The organism is Syntrophales bacterium, from assembly GCA_023229765.1.
Classification (GTDB): domain Bacteria; phylum Desulfobacterota; class Syntrophia; order Syntrophales; family UBA5619; genus DYTH01.
Window position 1 is genome coordinate 1 of the sequence record JALNYO010000058.1, and the last position, 11,834, is coordinate 11,834.

Consider the following 11,834-nt stretch of genomic DNA (forward strand, 5'->3'; position numbering starts at 1 on the left):
GACTCTCCCTGGTTTTGACGTCATTCTTATGCTTTCGACACGTCATCGAACGGTTCACTTTCGTTCGTCTCCTTGATTCTCATCTGACAAGTTTTATCTTGCCTTTTCCTCAACGTTCACCACAAGGGCTCTTTACCCTTGCAGCTTGAGGCGATTTGAAGCCTGCGCCTGTAAGCCGGCTCCGAGGGGCCTTCCCTCATCTTTTGTGCAGCACCGCACTTCCCGGATTACTCCCTTTCAGTGCATTCGTGGCACACAATCATCGGCAAATCGTATGAGCCGGGCCATGCCTGTGCAGCTCTTGCGGTAAACCTTCTCAAACCAGAGATCAAGGGCATAGTGAAGATAGATATTTGCCAGAAGCGGAGAAATAACCCCACCTTGGGGCGTTCCCTCGTCGCTGACCGTTACACTTCCATCTTCCGCTACCCCTGCCTTGAGGAATCGTTTCACCATGCGTTGAATCCTCTTGTCCTCAACCCGGTGCGCCAGAAATTTCATCAGCCATTCCTGATTCACATTATCGAAAAAGCCTTTGATATCGGCCTCCACGACGTGGTTGATCGGCTTGTTCTCCACCGTCTCGCTCAAGGCTTTGAGCGCATCATGACAGCTTCGTCGCGGCCGGAATCCGTACGAGTCATTTATAAAATCCTGCTCGTACACTTGCTCCAGTATCCGCACAAGCCCTGCCTGCACAAGTTTGTCTTCAAAACACGGTATCCCCAAGGGGCGTTGTTTGGAACTGCCCGGCTTGGGTATATAGACGCGCCGAACAGGTTGCGGTATATACGCCATCCGGTGCAACCGATCTATCAAGTTTGACAGATTGGCTTCCAGATTCTCGGCGTACATATCCTTGGTCATTTCGTCAATGCCTGCGGCTGCATTTTTTCGCAGCCGCTTAAAGCATCCCCGTAACAGTTCCTCATTCATCAGGTGATAAAGACTGGTGAACTTGAATCCCGGCTCATTACGGGCCTTCTCTGCTATGCGGTGCAGTTTCGTTTCCACCGGCTCTCCGCTTCCGTGAACGGCCAATGTTTCCTCACCCCGCGCTGACATGTGTAGCTTCCTTTCCTCCAGCGGCATTACCCGCCTTCACTGGTACTACGAAGCTATCCGACTCCCTGTGCCTCATCTGCCTTTCTCCCTCTTCAGTTGTCCGGCATACTCTCTTTGCTCCGAGAGAAGCACAGGGCCTCCCGGGTTGCCGTGTAATCACAATGTCAAACATGCCATGGTCTCTGACCCCGAGGAAGCAGACATTCCTTGCCTTTAGCGGAAATGCCTGTGTTGACTTCCACTTCTATTACAGTGTCGTCCTTCCCATCGCGACAATTACGAGGCTCAATCCCTTCTGCCTTGCGGCTTACGGCCTATCTGCTCGCTGTCCTACGCTTAAAACTGACTGTTACCAGTCAGCCTCCAAGGACTCGCTACCCGGTGGATGGCCTTCCTTCCGGGGCGGGGTTCACACCCGCTTGATCACACGACCTTGCCCGGCCGCACAATAGAAATATCCCACGGCAATTTTGTTCTATCGTGAGAAGAGCAAGTACTATGGGGGATACATGCCTTTGGGCAGTAAGCGTCTGACGAACCCATCTTTTTCGCGCCTGAGCCATGCCGGGCGATGCAATCGAAGCCGACGCAACAAGGGATTGAAAATAACTGACATATTGTCTCTCGTGTTCAACAGTTTTCCCTCCTCCAGTTCATGTCGAAGGCCGCCTCGATCAGACGCCGATCAGCGCATCTTGACCAGCGGAGGGAGTTTTCCGGCGAGGCCGACATGGCCGTTTTTGACAATCATCACACCGCTGATGCCGTCGATCGCAACCATTTGATTCAGAGCGTGCTCCACATCGCAGACATTTTTGACGAGATTGGCGGCCAGGGTGGCCGCGGCATCCGCCAGGGAGGCATCTTTCGCAACGATGGTGGCCAGATCGCATTCGCCCAGGCTCAGCGAGTGACCCATTTTCCCCGAAGATGAACAGATGGAGAGGGGGGTATCGGAAGCCTGCAACGAAAACGCCAAATGGCCGATTTCCCCGGCTTCGCCCGGATAGAGACCGATGAGCACAGGTTCGACGGTTTGCAGATAGATGTCGCCCCCGTTGTCCACAATCGCCTCTTCGGCGCCGGCCCGAAGTGCGGCCTCGACAGCAAGCTGGGCCATTGCTCCGGCGACGGCCGCCATCGGCCCAACGCCCACCTTGTTTGCGGCGCGGGCCATCCGTCGCGCAACTTCTGGTGCATCTTCTTTAACCGCAACGGGTTCGAGTGAATGCTGAAAAAAGGGGTGCCGCCGGAGATACTCTTCCAGGATCGCCCGTTGCCGGACGATCTCCCGCGTCACGGCTTCAAACGGTTCGCAGCAGATCCGTAAAACCGCTTCCTTGTGGATGAATGTTCTGTAAATGCGTGTGCGGTTCATGGGCTGCCGGGGTGGACATTGCGAAGCGTATCCTTAACGGTTTCGCAAAAAGTCGTCATTCCCGCGTAGGCGGGAAATCGAAGATTAATGTTTATAATCCAGAGAGTGTGTAAACAGCTATCAATACTGGATTCCCGCTTTCGCGGGAATGACAGAAAAGTGGATGCTTGGACCTTTTACGAGGTCATCATCCTTAAAACGCCGATGTGCACGCGCCGAAGGGACAGATGCGGACGCATGCCAGGCACTCGATGCATTCGGATTCGTCGTAGGCAACCTTGCGGGTGGCGCGATCTTCGATTTTCAGCGCCCCCGAGGGACAGTACGGGACACAATAGCCGCAATGGGCGCAGCGCTCCTCGTCTCGCACGACCCCCTTCCCGGAAGAGTTGACTGAGACGTCGAAGGTCTTTACAAAATCGATTGCGCGCTGAATCGCCTCTTCCGTACCCGTGACATCCAGCACAAGGTACCCTTCCTCTTCCGGGGTGACCTTTGCGCGGTAGACATTGACGATGAGTTGATAATCTTTCACCAGGCGGTAAATGATCGGCTCGTCACAGACGCATTTGGGAAAGTAGAACATCAGTTTTTTGGTCACGGAATTGTCGTTCATCGGTTTCCCCTCCTCTTGACAAGCGGCTTCATTTTTGCGTCTTTACGCAGGGGAGCAAGCGGAGCGGCAAGCTGAAAATCTCCCCTGCGGATCTCATCCGCCAGCAGATTTGCAATCTCCAATGCCTTGGGGTAGGAAGACAACGAGCCGACTTCTTCTATGATTTTACCGTTGACCTCGATCCGGCCAGTGCGCAATTGCTCATAGCTGACGCGACCGAGGACGTTGCCCGTATTTTGCGGATAATCGAAGCCGTAATCCACCACCGGGGCCAGAATGTCCCGGTCGCGCACGCAGGTCCGTCTCAGTACCTCTTCATTGAGGATCGGAATGGGGATTCCGATCCCCAGCGCAAGCGAAACCCCATAGCCGATGAAGCTGACGCCCCGCACGAACTCCTTCTTCATCTGCTTCATGTCACCGGTCAGCGCCAGCGTTCCCGCCCCGCCTATCGGCACACCCTCCGGCGTTCTGGCGCCGCCGCCTGCATGTTGCGTTCCTTCCGCGTACACATGTCCTTGAGCACCGGCCAGCCAGACACGCGTGCCTACGCCGATGGTTTCATAGAAGGGGTCGTTGAGCAGCGGCGACAATTGCCCCGCGGAGCAGTAGTTTGCGTTTTTCTGATGGGGTTCGAGCTTGCCCATGTAGGTGTAAATAGTTTGCTCCGACAGGTTGATCGCCACATTGTAATTCTGATAGCAGTTTCGCGGATTGACCATGATCGCCTGATTCAGATCGTCAATGGTAAAATAGGTGCGGATCTCCCGGAGCGGATAACAGTCCGTGCCGTAGGAAAGGGCGAAGAGCTGGAGCGTCTTCCCGGCGACGAGATCCTCGATCACATGACCGCCGCCATACCGGAACTCGCCGGGCGGATACATGTTGGCCGGGTCGCCATGGCGGAGTTGCGTGCACCCGAGGTAGACATCGACAGCGGCGAGGCCCGTGTAAACCAGAACATCGGCGACCCATGCCTCGGACATCCGAATCTTTGGCTTGGAATGGCCGAAGTTCAAAAAGCAGCCCGAAGAACACATCGGTCCGAATGTCGCCGTTGTGACGACATCCACCTCCTTAGCCGCGGCCTTGAGCCCCTTTTTGTCCACGTAATCCATGATCTCATCTGCCGTCAGCACGACGGCTTTCCCTGATTCGATCCGATCGTTTATCTGTTCATAGGTTTTCATGATTTCATTCCCCATTCGAAGGTCAGTTGCGTTCCAGCAATTCAATCCGGACGTTCTCCGGGCCGCGGATAAAGGATATCTTGAGGCCGGGTTGTTTCATGAAGGGCTCCACCACAAATTCCACTCCTCGCCGCTTCAACTCGGCAGCGGTCTCATCCAGATTGTCCACCCGCAGTCCGAAGTGGTCAAGACCGATGTAACGCCCGGCGGGAGCGGCAGGGAGGTTTTCTTCAGGATAGACCGGGAAAATAAAGATTAGCAGGCCATTCATCTCCACTTCGACCCTGGGTTTTCCGTCAGCCTCCACGCCTTCGATGATTTTTGCATCGAACATTTTTTGAAAATACTGGGCGACAGCCTGCGGATCCCGGCTCAGGATATGAACATGTTCAAAGTGATAGATCGTCTTCATGGGTTCTCCTTCGCTGATTGTATTTTGGACGGGGTGAATCTACGAAATGCAAAGCGGTATGTCAAGCAATACCAGCAGTCAGTGCATTATGGCGATAACCACTATTTGCCCTTCCTACAACTACTCGCCCCTTACTCATAGGGACCGAGGAAGCGTTCGCCGTTGAAATGTATGAGGTGCGTGGGCGATTCGGCCACCCACGCCTCCGTCTCCCAGGAAATATCGTCGAGATATTTCATCATCTTATGCCGATCAAGGGATTCCCTGCTTCCTGCCAGCGGTTTGCCGGTTTCAGGTTAAGCAGGGCAAGGAGCGTCAGGGCGGAACGCTCATTCTGCTGCTGTCTGGGGAGGCCTAGTGCCGCAATGATTTCAAGGGCTTCTCGTATTTTTTGTTCGCCATTCTCCTGATCTGCTTTTTTTATCATGGTTTTTCGCACTCCCTCTCCAGAATTTTATCGATTGTCTCCTGCTCCGGCATTAGGTCTTGAACATGGAGGCCGAGTCTCATTAATTGGTCGCGGGAAGGGTAGGGCATTTTCCTGAGGTCCGTTGCGTTGACCTGCGTATGCCCGCTAAACAGACGGAAATGGCAGTCGCAGAGCGATGAATTGAGATACAGTGCCAGTCCCTTTGCCATTTGCGCCGACATGCCTTTTCCCCCGGCATGAAAGTAATTCAGGTGGTTTTCAAAACCGACACGGGGCGCAGCGACCCAATGGGGATCATATACAGCCGCCACGATGCGCCGCCGCTCCTCCTTCGACGAGAACCGTTTCGTGAGCACATAATAAGCCGGCCGCCACCAATAATTCCTGGGTTTGCGCCGATAATGCAATAGCGTTCGCCTTCTTCCCGGAAGGTGCCGGCCAATTCACGAAGCCATCCTGGAAATGGCAAGGGTAAACGAGGGGCGCAGTTCCCTCTTCCGGCTGCGGGCGCAGATGCTCCCGGGCACGAAAATCGACAACCCGTCCAGTGGAAACTTCCAGGCCAAGCTCAGAGAGCGTCGCTGTAAGGCCCCGCATTCTTTCTACAACCAGGTCGTCGGCCGGATTCATTACTAAGTGAATAAAGGCATCTCGATCTTGCGGGTGAATCACTTGCTCATAAGGGATGGAGCGGATGGATGCACTTTCGAAATCGAGGCCTTCGGAAGATGAGACAATGACTTGTGCGGGGTTTTTCCCCTCTCGGACGGCATGATAGATGACGTTTTCCTGAAGGACATCGTCATCGCCGAAGGCCTTTTTCCGGGACTCGAAAACATGAATGCGCCGTAGGCTCATCATCTTCAGGAGGACCAAGCGAAACTCGCGAAAATAGGGACCGTTGCAAAAACTCCGCGGGGTGATGGCCGCCAGTTCCCCGCCGGGCGCAAGCAGGCGCGCCGCCAGCCAGACAAAGGCGGGGTAAAGGTTTGATACCTCCATCCCTGCGGCGTCCATCCGTTTGCGCGTGGCCGATTCGCCATTGATCTTCTTGTAGGGGGGGTTGAGAATGGCATGGGTGAAGCGTTCGCCGGGTCCGGAAAATAGTCCATCTTCCGTTTGGGCGATGGCGGCGGAGACAAAATCTTCATTGCGGATTTCCCCGTGAAAGGCGATCCCGGCATTCCCGCAAACGATTTCACAACGGGCCATTGTTTGGGCCAATTCCGGCAAAATGCAATCGTCGTTTTCATAGGCGACGACCCCAATGGAAAGAGGCCGCCTGCCTTCCGCAACCAACATCTCCACATAGGCCGAAAAGAGCACGCCGGCTCCCGCCCCGGCATCGAGAATCCTCACCTGATCCCACCGATTTGGCGCAAACAGCGACGCCATGAAGCGTGCTATCGCACCCGGCGTCAGAAACTGCCCGATCTCCGAACGTTCCTCCCGTTGCGTGCGGCCGTTTACGGTAAGGCGAACGTGATCAAGGGTATTTAAAGATTGTTCTATCATGGGCCTATTCTTCCTGGTCGGTTAAATCGCATTTCTGAAGTGGTTTTCTTTTAATTCCCTGCTTTCAAGAGAACAAACGTCGATCTAAGCTGATCATGATATCTTCGGATCCCATCTGCAAAATGATTGATACTGATGCCTGAATCCTCAAAATCTGCATATAACCTGCGTGATTTTTCAATTTCGTTAAAGTGCATGAAATAGTAAGCCAGCCTGAGCTTAAAGATAAGCACTGAAGTATCAAGACCAAATTTTGTTGGCGGCGGCGTGAAAATGTCCTAAATCTGGCGGTTTGAAAATGTACGGTCTAAAGCGCTATTTGAAGAGGCGCTGGGACCATTTTTCAGGTTCCAGCGGCTACTTGACACCAAGGATTTATGTCTCGATTATATCTTTCATTCGATAGCTGTCGCCCTCGATAACCACGGTTTCGGTATGATGGAGGAGGCGATCCAGCAACGCAGAAGTGAGGGTGCTGTCGTTATTGAAGATTTCTGGCCAGTCTTTAAAAACCCGGTTAGTGGTAACAATAAGGGAGCCTTTTTCATAGCGGTGGCTGATGATCTGAAAGAGCAAATCAGCGCCGGCTTTATCGATGGGCAAATAACCCAGTTCGTCGCATTATGTGGAGCTCCACATAATGCGACTTATGTTGAGTGTTCATTTATGTTGAGAGTTTGCCGGCTTGGCTCTCTATTGACGCTTTCGCCGACAGATCTGTTCACATAAATGCATTCGCTATGACTGCCTTACAGCGATTCCAGCCATGCCAAAAGATCAGGATTCTGCTTCCATTTCCCCTGAGATGGATTTCCATCAATCAATGGCTTGGCCTTTTCCATAGCTTGGCGCTTCATTTCGAGATCCATCGTGGCATATTTATTGGTTGTGTTTACGCTGGCATGTCCCAGCCAATTAGCAATTGTGCTGAGGTCAACCCCGGCTTTAAGCAGATGGATCGCGGTGCTATGCCTCATACTGTGGGGATGGAGTCTCTTTTTTTCGAGAGACGGTTGGACAGTGGCGGCATGGTGGAGATGCTTTGCAAGCAGGTATCGAATACCGAAGCGGGTAAGGGGCTTGCCGGCATGGTTTGTAAAAACGGCAGCAGGCTCCCTTGGATCAATTCCCCGCTCTTCGAGAAGTTGACTAAGAAGATGGGCCGTATCTGGCCAGATTGGACAAATCCGCTCTTTGCGGCCTTTCCCAAAGATGCGAACACTGAACGGTTTTGACAGTTGCAAATCATTGGCCCTGAGGTCGATTAACTCTTGGACGCGGACACCAGTGTTGAACATGAGGCTGATAAATGCATAATCGCGCCGGCCATCTTGTATGGTTCGATCTACAGAACCAAGGACTGCCGTGATTTCATCAAATTCAAGGTAATCAATCGTTCGAGAGACTCTGCGCTTGAAAGGGATGCTCAATATCCGCTGGCACTGATCAAGCGCTTCAGGGTATATTCCGGCTACATATCGGAAAAAGCTATGCAGGGTGGCAAGCCGACTGTTCCGGGTACCTGCCTGGTTGTGTCGGTTTTCTTCAAGATGATTTAGAAAGGCAATGATTTCTTCTCTTCCCATATCCTCAGTCCTCAGATCCGAGACGGAAACATTCTTTTGCCGAGCCAGGAAGAGAAGAAAAAGTTTGAGACTATCCCTGTAGCTCAGGATTGTATGGGGGCTTGCGCCTCGTATCTTTGGCAAATAATCGGCAAAGAAACCTCTTAACGTCGTGCCAAGTGCATTGGCTTGGGTTGATTTCATTTTTTACCTCCATTCAAACACACGTGAGTTTTTCCGACATCTGCGACACCGTCGAAGAGGCGCCGGCCGAAGCACTGCAGAAATCGCTCGCTGGCTTCCGAGCTTATTCCCTCAACAAAGTGGAGATAGTAATATGTGGAGGCAACAGAGACATGTCCCATATAGGTCGAAAGGAGGGGAAGTCTCGCCTGGACATCTTCGCCACTAACGTAGCAATGCGTGAGGGCATTTACGGCAAAGGAATGTCTCAAATCATGGATACGAGGGGGCTTGCCTTTGGATGTTAATATCCCAAGAGCCGAACAAAGAAGTAGCCAGTTTTGAGCGAAACCGGTTCCGGTGTAACCCCTTCCTTCAGGACTGCCATGCCGGTTCCAGATAAGGGGGGATGTGGTTTCCATAGTAAGCCTTCTTTCGTTGCGAAGGGAAAGGTAGGCCATAAGTTCTGCATTTACGGAGGGCGAGAGTGGGAGGATCCTTGATTTGTGGAATTTGGTAAAGCGTATTAGCAGAGTCCCTTCCTCTGAGTTAAAATCCCCTATAGTTAAATGAAGGAGTTCACTACGGCGAAGCCCTGCCGTGAATAAAAGGAGAATGCCTGTACGCATACTCTCAGACCTCAGAGGCGATGTAGCAGTCGGTTGAAGATACCGGCAGGCGTCAAGAAGGCGGGCAATATCAGATTCCGAGAGGATGTAGGGGCTGACGCTTTGATGATTGGCTGGAAAGATCAATGGATCAGGGACAAAGGCGTTTGGCTGCGATCTTTGCCGGAAAAGGCAAAAGTTGCGCACAATCCGCATGTGATTACGTCGAACAGTTGGCGACAGACACCCCAGTGTGGTCGCCCAGGCGGTGAATATCTCCCCGGTTATATCTTGAAAAGAAGGATAGCACCCCCCCATGAACGCATCAAAATGAAAGAGAATAGCGGCCTCACGCGAGTAATTCCTGCCAAGAGAACGTTTAACCTTAAGGTATTGCTCGATTTCAGTTGAGAGGAAAGTGGGGGTAAATCGATAAAGTTCTAATTTTCTGGGCGCGTTCTTTTCTTTTTTCGGCGAACAAACTGTTGCCGGGCCAATGACGATTGGAGTCTCATTTCTGTGTTCTTCCGGCACACAGAGTGCCACGGTTCTCAACTCTTCTGTAGCCAACCGCAAATAGACACAGGTGCTTTCCGCGTCTCGATGCCCCAGTAGATCGCCGATAGCCTTGAGGGATACTCCTTGGCGAAGTAAATGGGTGGCATAGGAGTGGCGCAAGCAATGAGATCCCTGATAAGGAATATCCAGTCCGCTCAACCGGGCCCGCAACTGAAAGGCTTCCGTAACAGCAGTAGGCTTAAGAGTACCCATAGGTGCGCGGACTCTAAGGAACATCTGACGATAAGGAAGCTTTGGCCTGCTTTCCTGAAGGTATTGCGCTAATACGTCTCCAGCGGTGTCGGTGAGGGGAAGAATAAGCTCTTGAACTGTCTTCCGCTGAGCTATGCGTATCGTGGCTGCACGCCAGTCGATGTCATCCAGAGTGAGCGAAACCACTTCGCATGTTCTAAACCCGTAGGTGGCAATAAGAAAAAGCATTGTGTAATCACGTAAACCATGAGGGTTCGTCGTATCGATGTAAGAGAGAAGCTGTTTTACGGTCTCCCGGGAGAGATGGCGAGGCAGCCGCTCCAGACGATAAATCTTTGGAGTGTCAATCATCGTATGCAACGGCTGGCGCAGAATGGATATCTCATGTTGAAAACGCAAGAAGGCCCTCAGATACCCGATTACATGCTGGAGAGAATAACGGTTCAGTCTTTTTGAGCAAATCTGGATGAAATCTTCTATCGCTTTGATGGTGAGTGTTGCCAGAGCCTCGGGATTTTCATGGTAGCCAATATACGCCAGGAATTCCTGCAGATACCTCTTATGAGATCGGATGGTGGAAGGTTGCAGGCCGCGCACCTTGTGCAAATGATCCGAGAAAAGATCGAGTTCAATATCTATGGATGTCTTCGGTTGGCTTGGGGTGGATTCCAGACGGTCATTTTCTCTGAGAAAGTACTCTATCTGCCGAATGGTTCCGGCAGTTTCCGGCCGAAGGTGACGATAGTGCTCCCAGGCCGCATCAAAGGAGTCCTGACTCAGATCTTCCAGCCTTTGAGCGCCAGCCTGTTGAAAATAGACGTCAATCACCTTCGCATCCTTGAGCTTATTGCGTAAAGTCCCAACGGTGAAGCCACGATTGTGAGACCATGTGGTAAACTCATCGAGGATGGAGCCAAAAAGTGGAAGGGAAAAATACTTCTGATGGGATCTTGGACGAAGTGATGCAATCATTTTAACCTCCTTTCAAAATGAGAAAATATTAAGGAGGTCCTATATCATTAATGTGCAGTCGGCTAAGTCTTCACCCCTTTGTTTGCTTAGTTTTGTAGATGGTTCTCAACATAAATGAACACTCAACATAAGTCGCAAACAACCAGGTCCGGCTTGAGATATTTGTTCAGCTCTTGTTTCAGCCGTCCCGCGGATTTGGCAGCGGTCAGATTGTTAATTGCCTCAACGGCTGTGGAAAACAGAACCGAGTATCCTTTAAGGCACGCCTCATATCCGAGTGCAGTAGCGAGGTGTGTTTTCCCAAGTCCCACCCCGCTAATGAAAATCACATTGCTTTTGTCTTCGATCCATTTGAGTCTGAACAGGTTTTGCACCTGCGGCTGGTTGATTTTTTTAGGCCAGCTCCAGTTAAACTGCTCCAGGGTTTTTATTTGGGGGAAACGGGCCTGGTATATTCGGCGCTCTATGGCACGATCACGGCGCTGATGGGCTTGTGCCTGGATCAGTTCGGTCAGATAATGGACGTGATTCCATTGTTTTTCCGCCGCCTGCTTTGCCATTGATTCATAATTTTCACGGATAAAATGCAGTTTCAGATAGCTGAGATTTTGGTCAAGTTCCGGGGGTGGTGGGTTTGTTCTGGTCATGTCGTGCCTCCTTCGTGATTTTTTAAGGCCTTGCTGTAAACTTCCATATCCGGCTGAGCGATCTCAAGTTCCAGGAGATCCTGCCTGCGCGTAATGATCAATGCGCCGGGCTCGGGCAGTTTTCTGGCCCTCTGTTCCAAGAGGTTGGCGATGTACTCGGATGAAAATGCCTGAAGAACGAATGCATCCTCAATAGCCCTTGCGACGGGATCAACACCGTAGATTTCACTTAAAGCGACGATCTTTATTATGTGATGATGCGGACTCAAGCGGCGTTGTTCAAGTTGCTGGTAATATTTCTCGGCCTTTGGAGAAAGCATCAGAAAGCGCATGAAGATTTTTTGATCCCTGGCTTTTTTACGCTGGGCGATCAGCTCTTTGGGATGATCCGGGTTTTCAATATCCTGACGGCGATCATAGCTGCGGGCATGACGGGCGATCAGTTTTTCTTGATGATAGATGCAGAGACGGTCGGGGTAGGT

At 51.9% G+C, this 11,834-nt stretch carries 13 protein-coding genes; all 13 read right to left on the reverse strand.

What is annotated here, in order from left to right:
• Window positions 1–237: 237 nt before the first annotated feature.
• Window positions 238–1,065, reverse strand: a complete 828-nt coding sequence (locus tag M0P74_17290) for a reverse transcriptase domain-containing protein (GenBank protein MCK9365344.1) — start codon at window positions 1,063–1,065, stop codon at window positions 238–240.
• A gap of 685 nt (window positions 1,066–1,750) precedes the next feature.
• Window positions 1,751–2,443 (reverse strand): UPF0280 family protein, encoded by a 693-nt coding sequence (locus M0P74_17295; GenBank protein ID MCK9365345.1) that lies wholly within the window; start codon window positions 2,441–2,443, stop codon window positions 1,751–1,753.
• A 193-nt stretch (window positions 2,444–2,636) separates the two neighbouring features.
• Window positions 2,637–3,059, reverse strand: a complete 423-nt coding sequence (locus M0P74_17300; protein MCK9365346.1) for a 4Fe-4S binding protein — start codon at window positions 3,057–3,059, stop codon at window positions 2,637–2,639.
• On the reverse strand, window positions 3,056–4,249 hold the full coding sequence (locus M0P74_17305; GenBank protein MCK9365347.1) for a homocysteine biosynthesis protein: 1,194 nt from the start codon (window positions 4,247–4,249) through the stop codon (window positions 3,056–3,058). The genes M0P74_17300 and M0P74_17305 overlap by 4 nt, the downstream gene beginning before the upstream one ends.
• Window positions 4,250–4,271: 22 nt before the next feature.
• Window positions 4,272–4,661 (reverse strand): VOC family protein, encoded by a 390-nt coding sequence (locus M0P74_17310; GenBank protein MCK9365348.1) that lies wholly within the window; start codon window positions 4,659–4,661, stop codon window positions 4,272–4,274.
• A 238-nt stretch (window positions 4,662–4,899) separates the two neighbouring features.
• Window positions 4,900–5,088 carry a hypothetical protein gene (locus M0P74_17315; GenBank protein MCK9365349.1) on the reverse strand — a complete coding sequence of 63 codons (189 nt, stop codon included), beginning with the start codon at window positions 5,086–5,088 and terminating at the stop codon, window positions 4,900–4,902.
• Window positions 5,085–5,402, reverse strand: a complete 318-nt coding sequence (locus tag M0P74_17320) for a hypothetical protein (protein ID MCK9365350.1) — start codon at window positions 5,400–5,402, stop codon at window positions 5,085–5,087. The genes M0P74_17315 and M0P74_17320 overlap by 4 nt, the downstream gene beginning before the upstream one ends.
• The gene (locus M0P74_17325) at window positions 5,386–6,606 is read right to left on the reverse strand and encodes an Eco57I restriction-modification methylase domain-containing protein (protein ID MCK9365351.1); all 1,221 of its coding nucleotides are present in this window, start codon (window positions 6,604–6,606) and stop codon (window positions 5,386–5,388) included. Before M0P74_17325 ends, M0P74_17320 begins: the two co-directional genes overlap by 17 nt.
• Before the next feature lie 375 nt (window positions 6,607–6,981).
• Window positions 6,982–7,209 (reverse strand): ATP-binding protein, encoded by a 228-nt coding sequence (locus M0P74_17330; GenBank protein MCK9365352.1) that lies wholly within the window; start codon window positions 7,207–7,209, stop codon window positions 6,982–6,984.
• Between the two features lie 146 nt (window positions 7,210–7,355).
• Window positions 7,356–8,375 carry a site-specific integrase gene (locus M0P74_17335; GenBank protein MCK9365353.1) on the reverse strand — a complete coding sequence of 340 codons (1,020 nt, stop codon included), beginning with the start codon at window positions 8,373–8,375 and terminating at the stop codon, window positions 7,356–7,358.
• On the reverse strand, window positions 8,372–10,705 hold the full coding sequence (locus M0P74_17340; protein ID MCK9365354.1) for a tyrosine-type recombinase/integrase: 2,334 nt from the start codon (window positions 10,703–10,705) through the stop codon (window positions 8,372–8,374). The genes M0P74_17335 and M0P74_17340 overlap by 4 nt, the downstream gene beginning before the upstream one ends.
• A gap of 122 nt (window positions 10,706–10,827) precedes the next feature.
• On the reverse strand, window positions 10,828–11,352 hold the full coding sequence (locus tag M0P74_17345) for an ATP-binding protein (GenBank protein MCK9365355.1): 525 nt from the start codon (window positions 11,350–11,352) through the stop codon (window positions 10,828–10,830).
• On the reverse strand, window positions 11,349–11,834 hold a 486-nt coding region (locus M0P74_17350; protein ID MCK9365356.1), incomplete at its 5' end, for a hypothetical protein. The genes M0P74_17350 and M0P74_17345, both read right to left, overlap by 4 nt.